At 52.7% G+C, this 22,696-nt stretch carries 23 protein-coding genes; 15 read left to right on the forward strand and 8 right to left on the reverse strand.

Going from position 1 to position 22,696, the window contains the following annotated elements:
• Nucleotides 1-314: 314 nt before the first annotated feature.
• The gene (bolA, locus tag OGY18_RS06245; protein ID WP_003021619.1) at nucleotides 315-632 is read right to left on the reverse strand and encodes a transcriptional regulator BolA; all 318 of its coding nucleotides are present in this window, start codon (nucleotides 630-632) and stop codon (nucleotides 315-317) included.
• Nucleotides 633-938: 306 nt separating this feature from the next.
• On the opposite strand from bolA, the gene OGY18_RS06250 reads away from it, so the two are divergent.
• The 8 genes from OGY18_RS06250 (at nucleotide 939) to OGY18_RS06285 (ending at nucleotide 9,877) form a co-directional block, all read left to right on the forward strand.
• The gene (locus OGY18_RS06250) at nucleotides 939-1,517 is read left to right on the forward strand and encodes a lipoprotein (protein ID WP_032941838.1); all 579 of its coding nucleotides are present in this window, start codon (nucleotides 939-941) and stop codon (nucleotides 1,515-1,517) included.
• Between the two features lie 44 nt (nucleotides 1,518-1,561).
• Nucleotides 1,562-3,037 carry a muropeptide MFS transporter AmpG gene (gene ampG / locus OGY18_RS06255; protein ID WP_286552293.1) on the forward strand — a complete coding sequence of 492 codons (1,476 nt, stop codon included), beginning with the start codon at nucleotides 1,562-1,564 and terminating at the stop codon, nucleotides 3,035-3,037.
• A 460-nt stretch (nucleotides 3,038-3,497) separates the two neighbouring features.
• The gene (gene cyoA / locus OGY18_RS06260; RefSeq protein ID WP_003831009.1) at nucleotides 3,498-4,445 is read left to right on the forward strand and encodes a cytochrome o ubiquinol oxidase subunit II; all 948 of its coding nucleotides are present in this window, start codon (nucleotides 3,498-3,500) and stop codon (nucleotides 4,443-4,445) included.
• Between the two features lie 19 nt (nucleotides 4,446-4,464).
• On the forward strand, nucleotides 4,465-6,456 hold the full coding sequence (cyoB, locus tag OGY18_RS06265) for a cytochrome o ubiquinol oxidase subunit I (protein WP_003831008.1): 1,992 nt from the start codon (nucleotides 4,465-4,467) through the stop codon (nucleotides 6,454-6,456).
• Nucleotides 6,446-7,060: a cytochrome o ubiquinol oxidase subunit III gene (locus tag OGY18_RS06270; RefSeq protein ID WP_003831007.1), complete on the forward strand. Its 615-nt coding sequence runs from the start codon at nucleotides 6,446-6,448 to the stop codon at nucleotides 7,058-7,060. Before cyoB ends, OGY18_RS06270 begins: the two co-directional genes overlap by 11 nt.
• Nucleotides 7,060-7,389, forward strand: coding sequence for a cytochrome o ubiquinol oxidase subunit IV (locus tag OGY18_RS06275; RefSeq protein WP_003831006.1), 330 nt, complete (start codon nucleotides 7,060-7,062; stop codon nucleotides 7,387-7,389). The genes OGY18_RS06270 and OGY18_RS06275 overlap by 1 nt, the downstream gene beginning before the upstream one ends.
• A gap of 11 nt (nucleotides 7,390-7,400) precedes the next feature.
• A complete protein-coding gene (gene cyoE, locus OGY18_RS06280) occupies nucleotides 7,401-8,291 on the forward strand; it encodes a heme o synthase (RefSeq protein WP_003831005.1) in 891 nt (296 codons plus the stop codon).
• Nucleotides 8,292-8,512: 221 nt separating this feature from the next.
• Nucleotides 8,513-9,877, forward strand: a complete 1,365-nt coding sequence (locus OGY18_RS06285) for an MFS transporter (protein ID WP_071445875.1) — start codon at nucleotides 8,513-8,515, stop codon at nucleotides 9,875-9,877.
• A gap of 46 nt (nucleotides 9,878-9,923) precedes the next feature.
• Here OGY18_RS06285 and OGY18_RS06290 read toward each other — a convergent pair whose 3' ends face one another.
• Complete coding sequence (locus OGY18_RS06290; protein WP_003831002.1) at nucleotides 9,924-10,415, reverse strand: YajQ family cyclic di-GMP-binding protein; 492 nt, start codon at nucleotides 10,413-10,415, stop codon at nucleotides 9,924-9,926.
• Nucleotides 10,416-10,589: 174 nt separating this feature from the next.
• Between OGY18_RS06290 and panE the strand changes: the two genes are divergently transcribed.
• Genes panE through OGY18_RS06305 form a run of 3 tightly spaced genes read left to right on the forward strand, consistent with a single transcriptional unit; the run spans nucleotide 10,590 to nucleotide 13,169 of the window.
• Nucleotides 10,590-11,501 (forward strand): 2-dehydropantoate 2-reductase, encoded by a 912-nt coding sequence (panE, locus tag OGY18_RS06295; RefSeq protein WP_003831001.1) that lies wholly within the window; start codon nucleotides 10,590-10,592, stop codon nucleotides 11,499-11,501.
• A complete protein-coding gene (gene yajL / locus OGY18_RS06300; protein ID WP_126319036.1) occupies nucleotides 11,464-12,054 on the forward strand; it encodes a protein deglycase YajL in 591 nt (196 codons plus the stop codon). Before panE ends, yajL begins: the two co-directional genes overlap by 38 nt.
• Nucleotides 12,055-12,086: 32 nt before the next feature.
• The gene (locus tag OGY18_RS06305) at nucleotides 12,087-13,169 is read left to right on the forward strand and encodes a hypothetical protein (protein ID WP_286552296.1); all 1,083 of its coding nucleotides are present in this window, start codon (nucleotides 12,087-12,089) and stop codon (nucleotides 13,167-13,169) included.
• A 65-nt stretch (nucleotides 13,170-13,234) separates the two neighbouring features.
• On the opposite strand, the gene thiI is transcribed toward OGY18_RS06305, so the two are convergent.
• The gene (gene thiI, locus OGY18_RS06310) at nucleotides 13,235-14,683 is read right to left on the reverse strand and encodes a tRNA uracil 4-sulfurtransferase ThiI (RefSeq protein WP_126319040.1); all 1,449 of its coding nucleotides are present in this window, start codon (nucleotides 14,681-14,683) and stop codon (nucleotides 13,235-13,237) included.
• A gap of 196 nt (nucleotides 14,684-14,879) precedes the next feature.
• Between thiI and xseB the strand changes: the two genes are divergently transcribed.
• Genes xseB through yajO form a run of 4 tightly spaced genes read left to right on the forward strand, consistent with a single transcriptional unit; the run spans nucleotide 14,880 to nucleotide 18,940 of the window.
• Entirely contained in the window at nucleotides 14,880-15,122 is a 243-nt protein-coding gene (gene xseB, locus OGY18_RS06315) for an exodeoxyribonuclease VII small subunit (RefSeq protein WP_003021586.1), read from the forward strand.
• Nucleotides 15,123-16,022 carry a (2E,6E)-farnesyl diphosphate synthase gene (gene ispA, locus OGY18_RS06320; RefSeq protein WP_126319042.1) on the forward strand — a complete coding sequence of 300 codons (900 nt, stop codon included), beginning with the start codon at nucleotides 15,123-15,125 and terminating at the stop codon, nucleotides 16,020-16,022.
• A gap of 24 nt (nucleotides 16,023-16,046) precedes the next feature.
• A complete protein-coding gene (dxs, locus tag OGY18_RS06325) occupies nucleotides 16,047-17,909 on the forward strand; it encodes a 1-deoxy-D-xylulose-5-phosphate synthase (RefSeq protein ID WP_003830996.1) in 1,863 nt (620 codons plus the stop codon).
• Nucleotides 17,910-17,965: 56 nt separating this feature from the next.
• A complete protein-coding gene (gene yajO, locus OGY18_RS06330) occupies nucleotides 17,966-18,940 on the forward strand; it encodes a 1-deoxyxylulose-5-phosphate synthase YajO (protein ID WP_008783931.1) in 975 nt (324 codons plus the stop codon).
• Nucleotides 18,941-19,039: 99 nt separating this feature from the next.
• Here the strand turns inward: yajO and pgpA are convergent, their stop codons facing one another.
• The 5 genes from pgpA to ribD form a co-directional block, all read right to left on the reverse strand.
• Nucleotides 19,040-19,558: a phosphatidylglycerophosphatase A gene (pgpA, locus tag OGY18_RS06335; protein ID WP_003021578.1), complete on the reverse strand. Its 519-nt coding sequence runs from the start codon at nucleotides 19,556-19,558 to the stop codon at nucleotides 19,040-19,042.
• Entirely contained in the window at nucleotides 19,536-20,513 is a 978-nt protein-coding gene (thiL, locus tag OGY18_RS06340) for a thiamine-phosphate kinase (protein ID WP_126319044.1), read from the reverse strand. Before thiL ends, pgpA begins: the two co-directional genes overlap by 23 nt.
• Before the next feature lie 77 nt (nucleotides 20,514-20,590).
• Nucleotides 20,591-21,010: a transcription antitermination factor NusB gene (nusB, locus tag OGY18_RS06345; RefSeq protein WP_000801129.1), complete on the reverse strand. Its 420-nt coding sequence runs from the start codon at nucleotides 21,008-21,010 to the stop codon at nucleotides 20,591-20,593.
• 19 nt (nucleotides 21,011-21,029) lie between these two features.
• Nucleotides 21,030-21,500: a 6,7-dimethyl-8-ribityllumazine synthase gene (gene ribH / locus OGY18_RS06350; protein WP_003021575.1), complete on the reverse strand. Its 471-nt coding sequence runs from the start codon at nucleotides 21,498-21,500 to the stop codon at nucleotides 21,030-21,032.
• Nucleotides 21,501-21,590: 90 nt separating this feature from the next.
• Nucleotides 21,591-22,694, reverse strand: a complete 1,104-nt coding sequence (gene ribD, locus OGY18_RS06355) for a bifunctional diaminohydroxyphosphoribosylaminopyrimidine deaminase/5-amino-6-(5-phosphoribosylamino)uracil reductase RibD (RefSeq protein ID WP_286552300.1) — start codon at nucleotides 22,692-22,694, stop codon at nucleotides 21,591-21,593.
• Nucleotides 22,695-22,696: the final 2 nt, after the last annotated feature.

Consider the following 22,696-nt stretch of genomic DNA (forward strand, 5'->3'; position numbering starts at 1 on the left):
TCAACTCTTCTCCGCAAGCACAGGTTGTTGGCTTCGCGGAACTGGGATGTTCTCATAAGCAATCACATTCCCTGTCGTCAGAATCATCCCGAAGACATTCCGAAAAATAAGACGCGCATTATAGCGGCATCACTTTTATGAGTCGAGAACGGTTATCGCGCGTTGCTGCGGCTTTTTTCACAATTCCCGGCTAATTTTTGTCTGAATACTGTACGACTGCCCCAGAATTCAGACAAAACAAAACGGCCCGCAGGCCGTTTTCACATAATCTGTAGCAACATACTGGAAAAGCGTCGGTTGTTGCAAATCCGTTTTTACGCGATGCTTCCCGCTCCACGACACGGAGGCGATGCAAAAATCGTATCCTGCAACGCTTCCCACTCCTTAATAGTGTAGGTATGCAGGGCAAGCGCATGAACGGTTGTGGAAAGTTCCGCCGTTAATGTGCTGTAAATCATCCGATGACGATTAAGAAAACGTTCACCTGTAAAGCGATCGCTAACCAGTACAACCTTAAAGTGGCTTTCAGAACCAGCCGGGACATTGTGACGATAGCTTTCATCCACAACTTCGAGGAACACGGGTTCGAACGCTGCCCTTAATTTTTCTTCTATTTGCTCACGAATCATCATGAAATTTTTCCTCCGACAACGCTGAGATGTCACCCATCCCTTTAAATACTAGCCGCTTTTACCGTTTTCATTACACCTTAGCAACAAAAAATTAGCGCTTGTCTGATTTTCTCATTCAAACGGATGAAGTTCACTGATTCCTCACTCCAATTTATTGCAAAAAGTCCGTTTATAGTCTCTACAAAGTCATAAAACGGACAACACAATGAATTTACATGCGTTACCCACTTCCCCTCATCGTTGGCGATGTTATGATGGCGGGAATTTTCTCTAACCATACAATTTAGATTCGCTGAGAGCCCTGGCATGTTTAAAAAAATCCTCGTCCCGTTTGTCGCACTGTTTATGTTAGCTGGATGCGCAACGCCGCCGACCACTATTGAAGTCTCCCCGAAAATTACCCTGCCACAGCAGGACCCGAGCCTGATGGGCGTGACCGTTAGCATCAACGGTGCCGACCAGCGTCAGGATCAAGCGCTGGCAAAAGTCACCCGTGACAACCAACTGGTTACCCTGACCGCATCCCGCGATCTGCGTTTCCTGCTGCAAGAAGTGCTGGAAAAACAGATGACCGCACGTGGTTATATGATTGGACCAAACGGTGCAGTCAACCTGCAAATCATTGTTAACCAGCTGTATGCTGACGTGTCTCAGGGTAGCGTGCGCTATAACATCGCTACCAAAGCAGACATCGCCATCATTGCAACTGCCGCCAACGGTAACAAGATGACCAAAAACTACCGTGCAAGCTATTCTGTTGAAGGTGCTCTGCAGGCCTCTAACAAAAATATCGCTAACGCCGTTAACAGCGTACTGACCGACACCATCGCTGATATGTCTCAGGACACCAGCGTTCACGATTTCATCAAGCAGAACGCTCGTTAATTTCTGCCCATATGGCCCGGCGTTCGTCGGGCCTATAGAAGCCCATGTCCAGTCATTACTTACGTATTTTTCAGCAGCCACGCTCAGCTATCCTGCTCATTCTGGGGTTCGCCTCCGGTTTACCGCTCGCGCTCACCTCCGGTACGCTCCAGGCGTGGATGACGGTCGAGAATATCGATCTTAAAACCATCGGTTTCTTTTCCCTGGTCGGTCAGGCCTACGTTTTTAAGTTTCTCTGGTCACCGTTGATGGACCGTTACACGCCACCGTTTTTAGGTCGACGTCGCGGCTGGCTGCTGGCGACCCAGGTGCTGTTGTTAATTTCTATCGCCGCGATGGGCTTTCTGGAGCCTGGCACACAGTTACGCTGGATGGCTGCACTCGCAGTAGTGATCGCATTTTGCTCTGCATCGCAGGATATTGTCTTTGATGCCTGGAAAACCGACGTATTGCCCGCTGAAGACCGCGGCACCGGCGCGGCGATCAGCGTGCTGGGCTATCGATTAGGGATGCTGGTTTCAGGCGGACTGGCCCTGTGGATGGCCGATCGCTGGCTGGGCTGGCAAGGGATGTACTGGCTGATGGCTGCGCTGTTGATTCCTTGTATCATCGCCACCCTGTTAGCACCCGAACCGACTGACACCATTCCGGTGCCTAAAACGCTGGAACAGGCGGTTGCGGCTCCGCTGCGCGACTTCTTTGGTCGTAACAACGCCTGGCTGATCTTACTGCTTATTGTGCTGTATAAGCTCGGGGATGCCTTTGCCATGAGCCTGACCACCACCTTTTTAATCCGCGGCGTTGGGTTTGATGCCGGTGAAGTTGGCGTGGTGAATAAAACACTGGGGCTACTGGCCACCATTGTTGGCGCGCTGTACGGCGGGATCCTGATGCAGCGCCTTTCGCTGTTCCGCGCATTGCTTATTTTCGGCATCCTGCAAGGGGCGTCGAATGCGGGCTACTGGCTACTGTCCATCACGGACAAACACATGTTTAGCATGGCGGCCGCCGTCTTCTTTGAAAATCTGTGCGGTGGAATGGGCACGGCAGCATTTGTCGCCTTATTAATGACGCTGTGCAATAAGTCCTTCTCAGCGACCCAGTTCGCCCTCCTCTCCGCGCTTTCTGCCGTTGGCCGCGTTTACGTTGGCCCGATAGCGGGTTGGTTTGTCGAAGCACACGGCTGGCCGACGTTTTATCTGTTCTCGGTGTTTGCCGCGATTCCTGGTCTGATACTGCTGCTGGTATGCCGCCAGACTCTGGAACATAGCTGGCAAAATGAAAGCTTTATTCCACGCACGGAATTTCGTGGGGCGTACAGTCTGGCATTAATGACGCTGGTTGCGGGCTGCTGCCTGCTGCTGGTTTGGCTGCTGCTGTTAACCATGAACGCGCTGGATTACACCAACTTCTCCTTCCTGCCAGAACTGCTTGAAGTCTCGGTGGTGGTCGCAGTCTGCGGGGTCGTTTTTGGTGGATTGCTGGATTATCTGGCACTGCGTAAAACACGTCTGGCGTAAAAAACCCGCATTAATATCGCCGTTGTAATCACCCTACGTAATTATAACGGCGAAATAAGCAACAACTGCTAAAAATAATATTTGTTATTTTGTGCGCCAAAGAATTTGGAAATTATTGACGCCTTTTATATATACTATTTTCCTTACTCGATTCAGCCACGATAGATTTATTTTTTGTTCTTCAATTGTCCGTTTATTGATAATCAATTGTTAAGCAATTGTTTTATTTTCGTATTGGTTATACCAATTGCCCTCAGTACGCCCCCCGCCTCCCCGCTTTCGTTATAACGTGATGTTGCAACAGGTTCTTAAAGCCAAAGCGACATATATTGCAACATATGTGACATGCACGGCAGAACCCAGTAACACAGATCTAGAGATGTTTACAGTAATGTAACCTTCCCGTAAAATGCCCTCACACTTTAAACGCCACCCGGTCCCGTGGAATTGAGGTCGTTAAATGAGACTCAGGAAATACAATAAAAGTTTGGGATGGTTGTCATTAATTGCAGGCACTGCATTACTCAGTGGCTGTAATTCTGCGCTGCTTGACCCTAAAGGACAGATTGGACTGGAACAACGGTCATTGATACTGACGGCATTTGGCCTGATGTTGATTGTCGTTATTCCCGCCATCTTGATGGCTGTTGGTTTTGCCTGGAAGTATCGTGCAAGCAATAAAGATGCGAAGTACAGCCCGAACTGGTCACACTCCAATAAAGTGGAAGCTGTGGTCTGGACGGTGCCGATCTTAATCATCATTTTCCTTGCCGTCCTGACCTGGAAAACCACTCACGCTCTTGAGCCAAGCAAACCGCTGGCGCATGACGAGAAGCCCATTACCATCGAAGTGGTTTCCATGGACTGGAAATGGTTCTTCATCTATCCGGAACAGGGTATCGCTACCGTGAATGAAATCGCCTTCCCGGCGAATACTCCGGTTGAATTCAAAGTGACTTCCAACTCCGTGATGAACTCCTTCTTTATCCCGCGTCTGGGTAGCCAGATTTATGCCATGGCCGGTATGCAGACTCGACTGCATCTGATCGCCAACGAAGTCGGTACTTATGATGGTATCTCCGCAAGTTATAGCGGACCAGGCTTCTCCGGTATGAAGTTCAAGGCTATCGCAACAAAGGACCGCGCCGAATTCGACCAATGGGTTGCTAAAGCTAAACAGTCCACGAACACCATGAGCGACATGGCAGCGTTCGAGAAAGTGGCTGCGCCAAGCGAATACAACCAGGTGGAATACTTCTCCAACGTGAAACCGGATTTGTTTAAAGACGTTATTAACAAATTTATGGCTCACGGTAAGAGCATGGACATGTCCCAACCCGAAGGTGAGCACAGCGCACACGAAGGAATGGAAGGCATGGACATGAGCCACGCGGAATCCGCTCACTAAGGGGCCGAGGAAGAATACGATGTTCGGAAAATTGACGCTGGATGCAGTTCCGTTCCATGAACCTATTGTCATGGTTACGATTGCTGCCATTATCATCGGTGGTGCGGCCTTACTGGGCCTTATCACTTACTTCGGTAAGTGGACCTACCTGTGGAAAGAGTGGCTAACCTCGGTTGACCACAAACGCCTTGGCATCATGTATGTCATCGTCGCAATCGTCATGTTGATTCGTGGCTTTGCCGACGCCATCATGATGCGTAGTCAGCAAGCGCTGGCTTCTGCAGGTGAAGCGGGCTTCCTGCCTCCTCACCACTACGACCAGATCTTCACGGCTCACGGCGTGATTATGATCTTCTTCGTGGCAATGCCATTTGTTATCGGTCTGATGAACCTGGTGGTTCCGCTGCAGATCGGCGCACGTGACGTTGCATTCCCGTTCCTGAACAACCTGAGCTTCTGGTTCACCGTTGTCGGCGTAATCCTGGTTAACTTGTCTCTGGGCGTGGGTGAATTCGCGCAGACCGGTTGGCTGGCGTATCCGCCACTTTCGGGAATAGAGTACAGTCCAAGCGTCGGGGTCGACTATTGGATATGGGCAGTCCAGTTGTCCGGTATTGGTACAACCCTGACCGGTATCAACTTCTTTGTGACCATCATTAAGATGCGTGCACCAGGAATGACCATGTTCAAGATGCCGGTGTTTAGCTGGGCATCTCTGTGCGCGAACATCCTGATTATCGCCTCTTTCCCAATCCTGACGGTTACCGTCGCGTTGCTAACCCTGGATCGCTATCTGGGCACCCATTTCTTTACCAACGATATGGGCGGCAACATGATGATGTACATCAACCTGATTTGGGCCTGGGGCCATCCGGAAGTGTACATTCTGGTTCTGCCAGTCTTCGGTGTGTTCTCCGAAATCGCGGCAACCTTCTCGCGTAAACGTCTGTTTGGTTACACCTCGCTGGTGTGGGCAACCGTGTGTATCACCGTTCTGTCGTTCGTTGTTTGGCTGCACCACTTCTTCACCATGGGTGCAGGCGCTAACGTAAACGCCTTCTTCGGTATCACCACCATGATTATCGCCATCCCGACCGGGGTGAAGATCTTCAACTGGCTGTTCACCATGTATCAGGGCCGTATCGTATTCCACTCAGCAATGCTGTGGACGATTGGCTTTATCGTCACCTTCTCAGTCGGCGGCATGACCGGTGTACTGCTGGCGGTGCCGGGTGCGGACTTCGTTCTGCACAACAGTCTGTTCCTGATCGCGCACTTCCATAACGTTATCATCGGCGGTGTCGTATTTGGATGCTTCGCTGGTATGACCTACTGGTGGCCAAAAGCGTTTGGCTTCACGCTGAACGAAACCTGGGGTAAACGCGCATTCTGGTTCTGGATCATCGGCTTCTTCGTAGCATTTATGCCACTGTACGTGCTGGGCTTCATGGGTATGACCCGTCGCCTCAGCCAGCAGATTGATCCACAGTTCCATCCGATGCTGGTCGTTGCCGCCTGCGGCGCCGCGCTGATTGCACTGGGTATCCTGTGCCAGCTGATTCAGATCTTCGTTTCTATTCGCGACCGCGAGCAGAACCGTGACCTGACCGGTGACCCATGGGGTGGTCGTACGCTGGAGTGGGCAACCTCTTCCCCGCCTCCGTTCTATAACTTTGCCGTTGTGCCGCACGTTCACGAGCGTGATGCCTTCTGGGAAATGAAAGAAAAAGGTGAAGCGTACAAGCAGCCTGCGCACTATGAAGAAATTCATATGCCGAAGAACAGCGGTGCCGGTATCGTCATTACCGCCTTCGCAACACTGTTTGGTTTCGCCATGATCTGGCATATCTGGTGGCTGGCGATTGCAAGCTTCGCAGGCATGATCATCAGCTGGATTGTGAAAAGCTTTGATGAAGACGTGGATTACTACGTGCCGGTCCCGGAAGTCGAAAAACTGGAAAACCAGCATTTCGATGAGATTACTAAGGCAGGGCTGAAAAATGGCAACTGATACTTTAACGCACGCGACTGCCCACGCGCACGAACACGGGCACCACGATGCAGGCCAGACCAAGATCTTCGGATTCTGGGTCTACCTGATGAGCGACTGCATTCTGTTCTCTATTCTGTTTGCAACCTATGCCGTTCTGGTGAACGGCACCGCAGGTGGCCCGACAGGTAAGGACATTTTTGAACTGCCGTTCGTTCTGGTTGAAACATTCCTGCTGTTATTCAGCTCCATTACTTACGGCATGGCAGCGATTGCCATGTACAAGAACAACAAGAGCCAGGTTATCTCCTGGCTGGCGTTGACCTTCTTGTTCGGTGCCGGATTCATCGGGATGGAACTCTATGAATTCCATCACCTGATTGTTAACGGTATGGGCCCGGATCGCAGTGGCTTCCTGTCTGCGTTCTTCGCGCTGGTCGGCACGCACGGTCTGCACGTCACCTCCGGTCTTATCTGGATGGCAGTGCTGATGGTGCAAGTTGCTCGTCGCGGCCTGACCAGTACTAACCGTACCCGCATCATGTGCCTGAGCCTGTTCTGGCACTTCCTGGATGTGGTGTGGATCTGTGTGTTCACTGTTGTTTATCTGATGGGGGCGATGTAATGAGTCATTCTAACGAGAGCGGCGGCGCATCCCATGGCAGCGTAAAAACCTACATGACAGGTTTTATCCTGTCGATCATCCTGACGGTCATTCCGTTCTGGATGGTGATGACAGGTTCTGCCTCACCGGCCGTCATTCTGGGAACTATTCTGGCAATGGCAGTGGTACAGATTCTGGTGCACCTGGTGTGCTTCCTGCACATGAATAGCAAATCTGATGAAGGTTGGAACATGACGGCCTTTGTCTTTACTGTGCTAATCATCGCCATCCTGGTTGTGGGCTCCATCTGGATTATGTGGAACCTTAACTACAACATGATGATGCACTAAGAGCGGCGATTATGATGTTTAAGCAATACCTGCAAGTAACGAAACCAGGCATCATCTTTGGCAACCTGATCTCGGTGATTGGGGGATTCCTGCTGGCCTCGAAAGGCAGCATTGATTATCCCCTGTTTATCTACACGCTGGTTGGGGTGTCACTGGTTGTGGCGTCGGGTTGTGTATTTAACAACTACATCGACAGGGATATCGACAGGAAGATGGAGAGGACCAAAAACCGCGTGCTGGTTAAAGGTCTGATTTCCCCTGCGGTCTCGCTGGTATACGCCACCCTGCTGGGTATTGCTGGCTTTATGCTGCTGTGGTTTGGCGCGAACCCTCTGGCCTGCTGGCTGGGGGTAATGGGCTTCGTGGTCTATGTGGGCGTTTATAGCCTGTACATGAAGCGCCATTCCGTTTATGGCACGCTGATTGGCTCACTCTCCGGCGCTGCGCCGCCGGTGATTGGCTACTGTGCCGTAACCGGTGAGTTCGATAGCGGTGCGCTGATTCTGCTGGCTATTTTCAGCCTGTGGCAGATGCCGCACTCTTACGCGATTGCGATTTTCCGCTTCAAGGATTATCAGGCTGCCAACATCCCGGTGCTTCCGGTGGTGAAAGGTATTTCGGTCGCGAAGAACCATATCACGCTGTACATCGTGGCGTTTGCTATCGCCACGCTGATGCTAACCCTGGGCGGCTATGCAGGTTATAAATACCTGATTGTTGCCGCGGCGGTGAGCGTCTGGTGGTTGGGCATGGCGCTGCGCGGTTATAAAGTGGAAGATGACAGAGTCTGGGCGCGCAAGCTGTTCGGCTTCTCTATCATCGCCATTACCGCGCTTTCCGTGATGATGTCCGTTGACTTTATGGTGCCAAACTCGCAGAACCTGCTGACTTACGTCTGGTAAGTTAATCGTCACACCTTCTTTGCCGGATGGCGGCTGACGCCTTATCCGGCCTACAAAAAAGCACATTGCTTGTAGGCCGGGTAAGTTACGTTCAAATCGCCATCCGGCATTTTCGTCTCCAGCCGACGCCCCTCACAACCCCAACATTTGTTAATAAAGCGCATATTTACCCAGCCTGCTTAGCGCTTTACACTAGGCGCGAAATTAATACAGAGGTGGGAATGAACGATTACAAAATGACGCCCGGTGAGTTGCGCGCCACCTGGGGTTTAGGGACCGTATTCTCGTTGCGCATGCTTGGCATGTTTATGGTCCTGCCGGTTCTGACCACGTACGGTATGGCGCTACAGGGTGCCAGCGAAGCGCTGATAGGCCTTGCTATCGGTATTTATGGTCTGGCCCAGGCCGTTTTCCAGATCCCCTTTGGCCTGCTCTCTGACCGCATTGGTCGTAAGCCACTTATCGTCGGCGGGCTGGCGGTATTCGTTCTCGGCAGCATAATTGCCGCCCTCTCCGATTCAATCTGGGGCATTATTCTTGGTCGTGCCCTACAAGGTTCTGGCGCGATTGCTGCTGCCGTAATGGCGCTGCTTTCCGACTTAACCCGTGAGCAAAACCGTACCAAAGCGATGGCGTTTATCGGCGTCAGCTTTGGTATCACCTTCGCCATTGCGATGGTGCTGGGACCAATCGTTACCCATGCGCTGGGGCTACACGCGCTGTTCTGGATGATTGCAGCCCTTGCTACCACGGGTATCGTGCTGACCATTTGGGTCGTTCCCAATAGCACTACCCACGTGCTGAACCGCGAGTCGGGGATGGTAAAAGGCAGCTTCAGTAAAGTGCTGGCAGAGCCCAAACTGCTGAAGCTCAACTTTGGCATCATGTGTCTGCACATATTGCTGATGTCCACCTTCGTTGCCTTACCAGGCCAACTCGCGAAAGCAGGCTTCCCCGCCGCAGAGCACTGGAAAATTTATCTGGTGACGATGTTGCTGTCTTTTGTTTCCGTGGTGCCGTTCATCATTTACGCCGAAGTGAAGCGCCGCATGAAACGCGTGTTCCTCGCCTGCGTGTTACTGATACTTATTGCAGAGATTGTATTGTGGAGCGCTAACGTGCGTTTCTGGGGGTTGATTGCGGGCGTGCAGATATTCTTCCTCGCCTTCAACCTGATGGAAGCCCTCCTCCCCTCGCTTATCAGTAAAGAGTCTCCGGCTGGCTATAAAGGCACGGCAATGGGCGTTTACTCCACCAGCCAGTTTCTTGGCGTGGCGATTGGCGGTTCGCTCGGCGGTTGGGTGGTTGAAATGTTTGATGGTCAGGCCGTATTCCTGGCCGGTGCGCTTCTGGCGGCAGTGTGGTTATTGGTGGCGAGTACAATGAAAGAGCCGCCGTATGTCAGCAGCCTGCGGGTGGAAATCCCACCTGAAATTGCTGCGGATGACACCCTGAAGCAGCGTCTGCTGGCTAAAGAAGGGATAAGCGAAGTGTTAATTGTCGCGAAAGAACATTCGGCCTACGTGAAAATCGACAGCAAAGTCACCAATCGATTTGAGGTTGAGCAGGCCATCAGCCAGGCGTAAAGATGAGATTTGTCAGATGGCGGCTTACGCCATCTGACATAACGACTTAATCGCGGAAGTTCTTGAACTGGAACGGTTGACCGAGGTCGCCGCCGCGAACCAGCGCCATAACGGATTGCAGGTCGTCACGCGCCTTGCCGGTTACACGGATTTCTTCGCCCTGAATCTGCGCCTGCACCTTCAGTTTGCTGTCTTTGATCAGCTTAACGATCTTCTTTTGCACTGCACTTTCAATGCCTTGTTTCAGCTTAGCTTCAACAAACCAGGTTTTACCGCTGTGCACGAAGGTTTCTGGTACGTCCAGCGACGTGCCTTCAATACCGCGTTTGAGCAGCTTGGCACGCAGAATATCCAGTAACTGATTGACCTGAAAATCAGACTCGCTCAGCACCTTAATCGTCTTATTTGACTCATTCAGCTCAAAAGTCGCTTCAACGCCACGAAAATCAAAGCGTGACTCCACTTCGCGGCTGGCGTTATCTACCGCGTTACGGGCTTCCTGAAGATCAACTTCAGAGACAATATCGAAAGATGGCATCTTTTCCTCTCCCTTCATTTTTGATGCGAAGCATAATACCTGCAAAGTTACCCAACAGACAGCGCTATACTAGGCTGTATCCTTTAATTGTACGTGGTACTGATACCTGCGAACAATAATGGGGTACGGCCGATATGGATTAACACCTGGTGCTGTTGCAGGTGAGGAGGAAGAATGAAAATTACCGTACTGGGATGTGGAGCGCTAGGACAGCTTTGGCTTACCACGCTATGCAAACATGGACATGAGGTGCAAGGGTGGCTACGCGTACCGCAACCCTATTGTAGCGTAAACCTGATCGACACGGATGGGTCAGTTTTTAATGAATCCCTGACGGCAAACGACCCCGACTTTTTGGCAAAAAGCGACCTGCTGCTGGTCACCCTGAAAGCCTGGCAGGTTTCTGATGCGGTAAAAGGCCTGGCCGCAATTCTGCCTGAAACCACCCCGATTCTGCTGATTCACAACGGTATGGGGACGATTGAAGAGCTGCATAGCATTAAGCAACCTCTGCTGATGGGCACCACCACCCACGCGGCACGCCGTGACGGCAACGTCATCATTCATGTCGCTCAGGGAACAACGCGCATTGGTCCGGCGCGTGAACAAGACGGTGATTTCAGTTATCTGGCTGAAGTCCTGCAAGAGGTGCTACCGGACGTCGCCTGGCACGACACTATTCGCGCCGAGCTGTGGCGCAAACTGGCCGTCAACTGTGTCATTAACCCGCTGACCGCATTATGGGATTGCCCAAACGGCGAGTTACGCCATCATCCTGAAAAAATAGCACTCATCTGCGAGGAAGTGGCCGCGGTCATTGAACGCGAAGGCCACCACACATCTGTGGATGATTTACGCTATTATGTCGAGCAAGTGATTGACAGTACGGCGGAAAATATCTCATCGATGCTGCAAGACATACGTGCCCTGCGCCATACTGAGATCGACTACATTACCGGTTATTTGTTAAAACGCGCCCGCGCGCACGGCATCGCCGTTCCGGAAAATGCCCACCTGTTTGAAATGGTTAAGAGAAAGGAAAGTGAGTATGAGCGCTCAAGCACTGGTATGTCTCGCCCCTGGTAGTGAAGAGACCGAAGCGGTCACCACTATCGATCTGCTGGTTCGCGGCGGAATTAAGGTCACAACCGCCAGCGTCGCCAGCGATGGCGGCCTGACTATTGTGTGCTCACGCGGAGTAAAGCTGCTGGCGGATGCACCATTAGTCGAAGTTGCTGACGGCGATTTCGACATTATCGTGCTACCGGGCGGTATTAAAGGCGCCGAGTGTTTTCGCGACAGCCCGCTGCTTATCGAAACCGTGAAACAGTTTCATCGTTCCGGGCGCATTGTCGCGGCAATTTGCGCCGCGGCCGCCACCGTACTCGTCCCACACGATATTTTCCCCATCGGTAACATGACCGGTTTTCCGGCGCTGAAAGACAAAATTCCCGCTGACCAGTGGCAGGACAAGCGCGTCGTATGGGATCCGCGCGTCAATCTGTTAACCAGCCAGGGACCGGGAACCTCAATCGATTTCGGTTTGAAAATCATTGATCTTCTGGTGAGTCGCGAAAAAGCTCACGAGGTGGCGTCACAACTGGTGATGGCCGCGGGAATCTATAACTACTACGAGTAAATCTTCGAGCCACTCCCTTATAAGGAATCATAATGAAAGGATATCTGAGTGGAGTGGCTTTACTGCTCCTTTCCGGTTATGCCACAGCGACGCAACTCGAAATAAAGAGTATTGAGTATCGCTATCCCGGAAGCACTGAAATGCAGTATCGCGTGCCATGGTTTTCCTCGACGGATAACCCCAAAGTTGCAAAACGCATTAACGATTATATTTTCGCAAGCTTTATCAATCAGCTACCGGGCAATACTCCAAAGGCCACAGTAAATCAGTTTGCGAAATCAGCCATGAATCCCACCGCAAACCTTGACTACACGGTTGAGTATCGCGACGCAAAAATCCTGACGCTCAACATGTTTATCGAAGGTTGCGGGGCGTATTGCGAGTCGTACAATGTGCCGATCAGCTTCGATTTAGCCAGCGGTGCGGCAATTACCCTTAACGATCTCTTTTCCCGGGCTACAATCGCCGAATTAAACACCCGCATCAGAAAAAATATCCGCGGCCAAATCGATACCTTTGTTACGGCACATAATTCGCAAACACCAGAACAAATAAAAGAAGAGAAAGGTGAAGATTTTAACTATGCCGAATTCTACGCATCGTGCGCAACCTACACCGACGGTTTGTACTACATCGACAAATTCTCCCTGCAAAAAGACCATCTGGCTTTCCTGAACGGACGCTGTAGCAACCACGCCAGCCGTGCGCTCGACGAGTTGGGTGATTTCACAACGAAAATCCCAACCGCAGAACTGCAAAATCGACTCACACCGTACGGCCAATATCTGACTACCGCAAAGAGTACAACACCAGTTTCGCCAGCGCCCGGCATTGACGGCAAAGTCATGTACGGCACGCTGGGAAAAAGCATGCGTATTGTGTTGAAGGTGGACTGCAAATACGGTGATTTTTTTGAAGGGGCTTACTTTTACCAAAAATTTGGCGCACCGATTGAATTGACCGGCAAATGCGACGCAGCCGACAATCGACATTATGAACTAAAGACATCTGCGGCTGAACAAACGCAAGAGAAGATAACGCTAAAGTTAAAAGACGGTGTCTATCAGGGGGTCTGGGAGTCGAACGGGAAGACGCTTCCCGTGCGGTTTGAATAATATCGTTATATTGCCGGATGGCGGCGTACCCGCCTTATCCGGCCTACAACACGGTGTTTAGTCAATTACGGGCGATACACCTTCACGTTCTCAAAGCCCTGCTCGCGCAGATAAAGCGCCTGCAGACGGCTCATCACTCCGCGTTCACACCACAGCAGCCAGGTTTTACTCTGGTCCAGATCGCCGAATTTAGTGCTCAGCTTGTAGAATGGCAGAGAAACGACGCCCACACCTTCAATCTTCAGCGGTTTATCATCCTGTTCATCCACAGAACGGATATCAAGGATTACGTCATTCGGGCCGAAACCGCTCACGGTTTCCACTTCTACCACGGTCTGCTGCGTCTGCTGGGCGATATCGCGAATATCGATATTGTTCGCTTCTTCAACCACTTTATCGAGGATAGAGAAATCGAAGTTTTCTTCTTCGGCCTCAATCTTCGCTTTGATCGCTTTCACCGTCGGGCTTTTTGAAATCACACCGCAGTATTCCGGCATGGTACGGGCAAAGTCCTCGGTACCAATTTCACGCGCCAGATTGATGATGTGCTCTTTATCATGGGAGATAAGCGGGCGCAGGATCAGGGTGTCGGATACGTTATCGATCAGACGCAGGTTGGTCAGCGTCTGGCTGGACACCTGGCCCAGTGCTTCACCGGTTACCAGCGCCTGTACGCCGTAGCGCTCAGCGACTTTCGACGCCGCGCGAACCATCATACGTTTGAGAACCACGCCCATCTGGCCGTCATCAACTTTCTCCAGGATCTCACCGACCACCGGTTCAAAGTTGATAGCAACAAAACGCACGCGATGCGAACTACCGAAGCGATTCCACAGGTAATGCGCCACCTGGCGAACGCCGATTTCATGCGCTGCGCCGCCAAGGTTAAAGAAGCAATAGTGCACACGGCAGCCGCGACGCATCAGCATATAGCTGGACACACCGGAGTCGAAACCGCCGGAAATCAGCGACAGTACGTCTTCCTGCGTCCCAATCGGGAAACCACCAATACCTTCATAGCGGCCTTTAACCAGCAGCAGACGGTCGTTTTCGATTTCAAGATTAACGGTCACATCCGGCTTCGTCAGCTTCACGCGTGCAGATTCAATATGTTGGTTCAGTCCACCGCCAACATAACGTTCCACCTCAATGGAGCTAAACTCATGCTTCCCGCGACGCTTCACGCGTACACAGAAGGTTTTACCTTCCAGTTGATCGCGATACTGCACCAGTGCCTTCTCAAAAATATCGTGCATATCGGTAAACGGCACGTCTTCTACTTCGAGAATGTGGTGGATACCCGGAATACGGGTCAGCGCGTCGCGAATATCCAGGCGCTGGCTTTCATCTTTAGCGCGAACCTCAACGTGATCCCAGTGACGGACAACGGCAAGGTCTTCATCATAGTGCTTTAAAACGTTACGAATGTTCCCTGTCAGAATTTTTATAAAGCGCAAACGCACAGATTGGCTTTTGATGGTGATTTCTGGGAACAATTTAATGATAAACTTCATGGCGGCAATGGTTCTTAGGCAAGTCTGAATGACTTGTAATGGAAAAAAATACAGCAGCCCATACCCGCGACTGCATCCAGGCGCGCAAGTATATCACCATCACGCGGCTACTGTGCACATTGCGCGTTATTTGCTTATCAGTGCGAGTCCGTTACCATAGTCTTGTGCTGCCAATACAGAGAGTCAGACATTCATTATGCCGAAGAAAAATGAAGCGCCCGCCAGTTTTGAAACCGCGCTGAGCGAGCTGGAACAAATTGTTACCCGTCTGGAAGGCGGCGACCTGCCGTTAGAAGAAGCGTTGAACGAATTCGAACGTGGCGTACAGTTGGCGCGTCAGGGACAGGTCAAATTACAACAGGCTGAACAGCGCGTACAAATCCTGCTGTCAGATACTGAAGACGCCGCCCTTACGCCTTTTACACCGGATAATGAGTAAATGGATTTTACGCAGCAGCTACAGGCTTGCGTTGAGCAGGCAAACCAGGCACTGAGCCGTTTTATCGCGCCACTGCCCTTTCAGAACACTCCCGTGGTAGAAACCATGCAATATGGCGCATTATTAGGCGGTAAACGTCTGCGCCCGTTCCTGGTGTATGCGACCGGTCAGATGTTTGGTGTCAGCCTGAGTACGCTTGATGCTCCCGCTGCCGCCGTCGAATGCATTCATGCCTATTCGCTGATGCACGATGATTTGCCCGCGATGGATGACGATGACCTGCGACGCGGTCTGCCGACTTGCCACGTAAAATTTGGCGAGGCAAATGCGATCCTGGCCGGAGATGCGCTACAAACGCTGGCATTCTCCATTATCAGCGACGCCCCAATGCCGGAAGTCACTGACCATGACCGCATCGCGATGATCTCTGAACTGGCTCAGGCCAGCGGCATCGCCGGTATGTGCGGCGGCCAGGCACTGGATCTGGAAGCTGAAGGTCATCAGGTTGAGCTGGATGCACTGGAGCGGATTCACCGCCATAAAACCGGAGCATTGATTCGCGCCGCCGTGCGTTTGGGGGCGTTAAGTGCTGGCGATAAAGGGCGAGAATGCCTGCCAATACTCGACAAATACGCAGAAAGCATCGGTCTGGCTTTCCAGGTTCAGGATGACATCCTGGATGTGGTAGGCGATACTGCAACATTGGGTAAACGTCAGGGTGCTGACCAGCAGCTTGGCAAAAGTACCTATCCTGCACTTCTGGGTCTTGAGCAAGCCCAGAATAAAGCCCGGGATTTAATCGAGGACGCCCGCCAGTCGCTAAGTCTGCTGGCCGCACAGTCACTCGATACCTCGGCACTGGAAGCGCTAGCGGACTACATAATCCAGCGTGATAAATAAACCAACATATCCCATGAGCTTGCGATGAGTTTTGATATAGCCAAATACCCGACCCTGGCGCTGGTCGACTCCACCCAGGAGTTACGTCTGCTGCCAAAAGAGAGCCTGCCAAAGCTTTGCGACGAACTGCGCCGCTATTTGCTCGACAGCGTAAGCCGTTCCAGCGGGCACTTCGCCTCTGGTCTGGGCACGGTGGAACTCACCGTCGCGCTGCACTATGTCTACAACACCCCGTTTGACCAGTTAATCTGGGATGTGGGACATCAGGCTTATCCGCACAAAATTCTGACTGGTCGCCGCGATAAAATCGGCACCATTCGTCAGAAAGGCGGCCTGCATCCGTTCCCATGGCGCGGTGAAAGCGAGTATGACGTACTGAGCGTTGGGCACTCTTCAACCTCCATCAGCGCAGGTATCGGTATTGCCGTTGCCGCCGAGAAAGAAGGTAAAGAGCGCCGTACCGTGTGTGTGATTGGTGATGGAGCCATCACCGCAGGGATGGCGTTTGAAGCGATGAACCACGCGGGCGATATTAGGCCCGACATGCTGGTTATCCTCAACGACAACGAAATGTCGATTTCAGAGAACGTTGGCGCGCTGAACAATCATCTGGCACAGCTGCTCTCTGGCAAACTCTACTCCTCGCTGCGCGAAGGCGGGAAGAAAGTCTTCTCCGGCGTGCCGCCGATTAAAGAACTGCTCAAACGTACTGAAGAACACATTAAAGGTATGGTTGTGCCGGGGACTCTGTTTGAAGAACTGGGCTTTAACTATATCGGTCCGGTGGACGGTCACGACGTGCTGGGGCTTATTACTACGCTCAAAAACATGCGCGATCTGAAAGGCCCGCAGTTCCTGCACATCATGACCAAAAAGGGTCGTGGCTACGAGCCTGCGGAAAAAGATCCGATAACCTTCCACGCGGTACCCAAATTCGATCCGTCCAGCGGATGCCTGCCGAAAAGCAGTGGCGGCCTGCCGAGCTATTCAAAAATTTTCGGTGACTGGCTGTGCGAGACCGCAGCGAAAGACAATAAGCTGATGGCAATCACCCCGGCGATGCGCGAAGGTTCCGGAATGGTGGAGTTTTCACGTAAGTTCCCGGACCGCTATTTCGATGTGGCGATTGCCGAGCAGCACGCGGTGACGTTTGCTGCCGGTCTGGCGATTGGCGGCTACAAGCCGGTGGTAGCCATTTACTCGACCTTCCTGCAACGCGCCTACGATCAGGTGCTGCACGATGTAGCCATCCAGAAACTGCCGGTCCTGTTCGCCGTTGACCGGGCAGGGATTGTTGGCGCAGATGGACAAACCCATCAGGGGGCTTTCGATCTCTCCTTCCTGCGCTGCATCCCGGAAATGGTCATCATGACCCCGAGTGATGAAAACGAATGCCGCCAGATGCTGTTCACCGGCTATCACTACAATGACGGTCCAACGGTCGTGCGCTACCCACGCGGCAACGCGGTAGGCGTTGAGCTGACCCCGCTGGAACAACTGCCAATTGGTAAAGGCATCGTGAAACGTCACGGGGAAAAAGTGGCGATTCTCAACTTCGGTACCCTGATGCCGGAAGCCGCTCAGGTAGCAGAGTCGCTGAACGCCACGCTGGTCGATATGCGTTTTGTAAAACCACTGGATGAAACGTTGATCCTTGAAATGGCTGCCCAACACGAGGTGCTGGTTACCATTGAAGAGAACGCCATTATGGGTGGTGCTGGCAGCGGCGTAAACGAAGTGCTGATGGCCCATCGTAAGCCCGTCCCGGTGCTGAACATTGGCCTACCAGACTTCTTCATCCCGCAGGGAACTCAGGATGAAGCTCGTGCCGATCTGGGTCTGAATGCCGCCGGAATTGAGACCAAAATCAAGGCCTGGCTGGCATAATCCCCTCCCCGCTCCTGCTATGCTTAATTCATCACGAGCTAAGCAGGAGTGGATTGATGAAATACAACATCTTAGGAAAAACCGACCTACGGGTCTCCCGCCTTTGCCTGGGTTGCATGACATTTGGCGAACCCAATCGCGGCAATCACGCCTGGACGCTACCTGAAGAAAGCAGCCGCCCAATAATCAAACACGCCCTTGAGGGCGGCATTAATTTTTTCGATACCGCCAACAGCTACTCCGCTGGCAGTAGCGAAGAGATTGTCGGCCGTGCGCTGCGTGATTTCGCCCGCCGCGAAGATGTCGTGGTCGCTACCAAGGTTTTTCACCAGGTGGATGATTTAGCGGAAGGTTTATCCCGCGCACAAATCCTGCGCTCAATCGACGACAGCCTCAGACGCCTGGGTATGGACTATGTGGACATCCTGCAAATTCACCGCTGGGATTACAACACGCCAATCGAAGAAACGCTGGAGGCTCTAAACGACGTCGTGAAAGCCGGTAAAGCTCGCTATATTGGCGCCTCATCCATGCACGCTTCACAGTTTGCCCAGGCTCTGGCCTTACAGAAGCAACACGGCTGGGCGCAGTTCGTCAGCATGCAGGATCACTACAACCTAATCTACCGCGAAGAAGAACGCGAAATGCTGCCGCTTTGCTATCAGGAAGGCGTGGCCGTCATCCCATGGAGCCCGCTGGCGCGCGGTCGCCTGACGCGTCCCTGGGGAGAAACGACCGCACGTCTGGTTTCCGATGAAGTCGGTAAAAATTTGTACAACGAGAGCGATGAAAACGACGCGCAAATCGCCGCACGACTGACCGGTGTCAGTGAGGAGTTGGGTGTAACGCGGGCACAGGTTGCGCTGGCCTGGCTGCTGAGCAAACCCGGCGTGGCAGCGCCAATTATTGGCTCTTCGCGTGAGGAACAGCTGGATGAGTTGCTCAACGCGGTAGATTTAACGTTGAAGCCGGAGCAAATTGCCGAGCTGGAAACGCCGTACAAACAGCATCCGGTGGTGGGATTTAAATAAGCGCGGTTGAAGATTGTAGGCCGGATAAGCATAGCGCATCCGGCACTGATCGCCCGATGTCTCGGCGTTTATCGGGCCTACAATAGCCCCTGAAAAGGGTTAAATGATACCTACCGGCCAGTGATGACCGATAAAATACAAAATTCCGGCAGAGAGTATTCCAGCCACAATATCGTCGATCATGATTCCCGTCCCGCCATGCACGTTGCGATCGAACCAACGAATCGGCCACGGCTTCCACATATCCAGAATACGGAAAATCACAAATCCGGCGGCAACCCACTGCCAGTCGTTTGTCGGCAGCGCCATCAGGGTAATCCACATCCCGACAAACTCGTCCCAGACAATACTACCGTGATCGTGCACGCCCATATCTTTCGCCGTTTGATGGCACAGATAAACGCCGATACAGATAGATAACATCACCACCAGCGAATACAGCTGCCACGGCAGAAAGGTCATTAAATACCAAAAAGGGATCGCCGCCAGCGATCCCATCGTGCCAGGAACAATTGGGCTCAGCCCGCTGCCAAAACCGGTGGCTAACAGGTGCCACGGATTGCGCATACTCAGGCGGCTTTTGGCGACATCTTTTTTAAGGCGCGGCAAAATGGTCATATCCTTTCCAGTCAAACGTGACGGGTTTTCCATCGCGCGTAAAGTGAATGCCTTCCACGTCCGCGCTCATCTGCCCAATGCAGGTAAACGCTGCGCCGAGATTTCCCAGCGCCACGTCCAGCGCACCACGATTAATTTCCGGTACGGTAAAGCATAACTCATAATCTTCACCGCCCGAGAGCGCCCAGCGCAGGGCCTGTTCCGGCTCAACGTGCTGTGACAATGCCGTGGAGTATGGCAGCACATCAACGTTAACCCGTGCGCCACAGCCGCTGGCATTAACGATGTGCCCCAAATCGGAAATCAAACCGTCGGAAATATCGATAGCCGCACTGGCCAGATCGCGCAGGGCTTGTCCCTGCAAAATACGCGGCGTGGGACGCAGATGGCGTTTCAGCAGATAGTCCGCGTCTGTTGCATCTGCAACCTGCAATCGGTTCTGCAAAATCGCCAGCCCGGCCGCACTGTCACCCGGCGTGCCGGTAACATAAATCCAGTCACCCGGTTTCGCGCCAGAGCGTTTTAAGGCCCGCCCAACGGGGACGTAGCCATGGATACCCAGCGTCATCGACAGCGGCCCACGCGTGGTGTCACCGCCAATCAGCTGCATATCATAGTAATTGAGGAGTTCAAACAGGCCATCGCTGAAGGCTTCCAGCCAGGCTTCATCGACGTCAGGTAACGTGAGCGCCAGCGTCAACCACGCAGGATCTGCCCCCATCGCCGCCAGATCGCTCAAATTCACCGCCAGCGCTTTCCACGCGAGATCGGTCGGATCAATGTCGGGGAGGAAGTGGTTACCTGCCACCAGCGTATCGGTACTGATCGCCAGCGTTTGTTTTTCAGGGATGTTCAGAAGTGCGCAGTCGTCACCAATACCGGTTTCGACATCAAGACGAGAAGTTCTTACGCGGTCAAAATAACGGGCAATCAGGGAAAACTCGCCACATGCCATACGTTATGCCTCAGCAGAAAAAAAAGAAAAAGCCGGGGACAGCGGAAACAGGTTCCACCATCCAGCCGGCCTCGGGATTACTTTTTGTTGGGGCGAATCACAGGTGCTGCTTTATCCAGTACGCCGTTCACGAATTTGTGGCTATCTTCGGCGCCGAAGGTTTTTGCCAGTTCAATCGCTTCGTTGATGGCCACTTTGTACGGCACATCACTACGTTTAGACAATTCAAACAGCGCAATACGCAGTACAGCTTTTTCTACCTGACCCAGCTCTTCCAACAGACGAGACAGATAAGGCTTCATTAATCCATCCAGGTACGCGCTGTTAGTCGCCACCCCGGACAGCAGTTCACGGAAATACAGAACGTCGACATCTTTAACGTCCTGTTCCGCCAGGAACTGGTATTCAACATCAGCGATGTCGTTCTGGGACAACTGCCAGGAGTAGAGCGCCTGGACGGCACACTCACGGGCGCGGCGACGAGCAGCAGGTTTCACGGATTTCCCCTTACAAAAATCAGGCCTTGATGGCTTTCAATACATTAATCATTTCAAGCGCAGTCAGTGCAGCTTCTGCGCCTTTGTTACCGGCTTTAGTGCCAGCACGTTCGATGGCTTGTTCAATACTTTCGGTGGTCAGAACACCGAAGGCTACCGGAATGCCACTGTCCTGAGCGACATGCGCCAGGCCATTGCTTGCACCGCCAGCCACATATTCGAAGTGCGCGGTACCGCCACGGATCACCGTACCGAGCGCAATCACCGCGTCGTATTTACCGGTTTTTGCCAGTGCGTCGGCCGCCAGTGGCAGCTCATATGCACCTGGAACCCAAACAACGGTAATGTTTTCATCTTTAACCTGGCCAATACGTTTCAGGGCGTCGATAGCACCTTCCAGCAGGCTGTCATTGATAAAGTTGTTGAAACGCGCAATGGTGATGGCGACGCGAGCGTCCGGGGTAGCAACGTTAGCTTCAATAATGTTCATATTCTTCCTTCGGGTTCGATTTATGGCCCCGTAAGGGGGGCGGATTTTATCATAATATTCTGTGCGCTGCTTCCTCTAAATCAGAAAGCCTCACGCAGTCGTTAAATGCAGGCAAACGTCCGAGCCCACCTGGCGTATCTCATTGAATTTGAAATGGGGTGCGTCAGCCAGTTTCTCAAGGCCTGGAAGCACACATAATCCTCTCGCATCGCTGCCTAACAGTTTAGGCGCAACATAAACGATTAGCTCATCGACCAAACCGGCCTGTAATAATGCCCCTGCGAGCGTTGGGCCTGCTTCAACCCAAATGCTGTTAATTTGCTGTTTGCCCAGTTGCATCATTAGCACCACCAGATCCAGATGCCCGTTATGTTCCGGCACCTTCAGGCTGCGCACCGTCTCCGGCCAGCTACGAGGGTCGTCTTCAGTCCGGACAATCCAGGTTTCTCCTGGCTGTTGCACAATTTGGTGCTCCGGTGTGACCTGATTCTGGCTATCAAGAACAATGCGGATTGGCTGGCGCAGCTCTTCCTGCGGGTAACTCGCCTGAGTTGACTCCCCTAGCTCCGACCAACGCACGGTAAGCTGAGGGTCGTCTGCCAGCACCGTAGAACTGCTGGTTAAAATGGCATGGCTTTGCGCGCGCAAGCGTTGCACATCGCGGCGCGCCTGTGGCGAGGTAATCCACTGGCTTTCACCGCTGGCCATCGCCGTACGGCCATCAAGCGACGCGCCAAGCTTAAGCTGAAGATACGGGAATCCCGTACGCATGCGCTTGAGGAAGCCTTTATTCAGTTGCTCAACTTCGCTCATCATCAGCCCGTGGCTGACGTCGATGCCCGCCTGCTGTAAACGGTAGAGCCCACGTCCTGCGACCTGCGGATTGGGATCCTGCATCGCCGCAACCACACGCGACACCCCCGCCGCAATCAGCGCATCGCAACACGGCGGCGTGCGACCATGATGACTGCAGGGTTCGAGCGTCACGTAGGCAGTTGCCCCCTGCGCTTTTTCTCCGGCCATCCGCAGAGCATAAACTTCGGCATGCAGTTCGCCCGCACGGTGATGATATCCTTCACCGACGATCTCCCCATCTTTCACAATCACGCAGCCCACGTTGGGGTTGGGGTGAGTGGTAAAACGTCCGCGCGCAGCAAGCTTCAGCGCGCGCGCCATGTACAATTCATCCTGCATGG

The organism is Citrobacter sp. Cpo142, from assembly GCF_030332425.1.
Classification (GTDB): domain Bacteria; phylum Pseudomonadota; class Gammaproteobacteria; order Enterobacterales; family Enterobacteriaceae; genus Citrobacter; species Citrobacter portucalensis.

Excerpts from the sequence above, each read along its gene's own strand:
- ribH (WP_003021575.1), bottom strand. The coding sequence starts at position 21,500 with ATGAACATTATTGAAGCTAACGTTGCTACCCCGGACGCTCGCGTCGCC.
- panE (WP_003831001.1), top strand. The coding sequence starts at position 10,590 with ATGAAAATTACCGTACTGGGATGTGGAGCGCTAGGACAGCTTTGGCTT.
- OGY18_RS06285 (WP_071445875.1), top strand. The coding sequence starts at position 8,513 with ATGAACGATTACAAAATGACGCCCGGTGAGTTGCGCGCCACCTGGGGT.
- xseB (WP_003021586.1), top strand. The coding sequence starts at position 14,880 with ATGCCGAAGAAAAATGAAGCGCCCGCCAGTTTTGAAACCGCGCTGAGC.
- OGY18_RS06305 (WP_286552296.1), top strand. The coding sequence starts at position 12,087 with ATGAAAGGATATCTGAGTGGAGTGGCTTTACTGCTCCTTTCCGGTTAT.
- OGY18_RS06270 (WP_003831007.1), top strand. The coding sequence starts at position 6,446 with ATGGCAACTGATACTTTAACGCACGCGACTGCCCACGCGCACGAACAC.
- bolA (WP_003021619.1), bottom strand. The coding sequence starts at position 632 with ATGATGATTCGTGAGCAAATAGAAGAAAAATTAAGGGCAGCGTTCGAA.
- cyoB (WP_003831008.1), top strand. The coding sequence starts at position 4,465 with ATGTTCGGAAAATTGACGCTGGATGCAGTTCCGTTCCATGAACCTATT.
- ampG (WP_286552293.1), top strand. The coding sequence starts at position 1,562 with ATGTCCAGTCATTACTTACGTATTTTTCAGCAGCCACGCTCAGCTATC.
- ribD (WP_286552300.1), bottom strand. The coding sequence starts at position 22,694 with ATGCAGGATGAATTGTACATGGCGCGCGCGCTGAAGCTTGCTGCGCGC.
- thiL (WP_126319044.1), bottom strand. The coding sequence starts at position 20,513 with ATGGCATGTGGCGAGTTTTCCCTGATTGCCCGTTATTTTGACCGCGTA.
- OGY18_RS06250 (WP_032941838.1), top strand. The coding sequence starts at position 939 with ATGTTTAAAAAAATCCTCGTCCCGTTTGTCGCACTGTTTATGTTAGCT.
- OGY18_RS06290 (WP_003831002.1), bottom strand. The coding sequence starts at position 10,415 with ATGCCATCTTTCGATATTGTCTCTGAAGTTGATCTTCAGGAAGCCCGT.
- ispA (WP_126319042.1), top strand. The coding sequence starts at position 15,123 with ATGGATTTTACGCAGCAGCTACAGGCTTGCGTTGAGCAGGCAAACCAG.
- dxs (WP_003830996.1), top strand. The coding sequence starts at position 16,047 with ATGAGTTTTGATATAGCCAAATACCCGACCCTGGCGCTGGTCGACTCC.
- cyoA (WP_003831009.1), top strand. The coding sequence starts at position 3,498 with ATGAGACTCAGGAAATACAATAAAAGTTTGGGATGGTTGTCATTAATT.
- OGY18_RS06275 (WP_003831006.1), top strand. The coding sequence starts at position 7,060 with ATGAGTCATTCTAACGAGAGCGGCGGCGCATCCCATGGCAGCGTAAAA.
- yajO (WP_008783931.1), top strand. The coding sequence starts at position 17,966 with ATGAAATACAACATCTTAGGAAAAACCGACCTACGGGTCTCCCGCCTT.
- cyoE (WP_003831005.1), top strand. The coding sequence starts at position 7,401 with ATGATGTTTAAGCAATACCTGCAAGTAACGAAACCAGGCATCATCTTT.
- yajL (WP_126319036.1), top strand. The coding sequence starts at position 11,464 with ATGAGCGCTCAAGCACTGGTATGTCTCGCCCCTGGTAGTGAAGAGACC.
- pgpA (WP_003021578.1), bottom strand. The coding sequence starts at position 19,558 with ATGACCATTTTGCCGCGCCTTAAAAAAGATGTCGCCAAAAGCCGCCTG.
- thiI (WP_126319040.1), bottom strand. The coding sequence starts at position 14,683 with ATGAAGTTTATCATTAAATTGTTCCCAGAAATCACCATCAAAAGCCAA.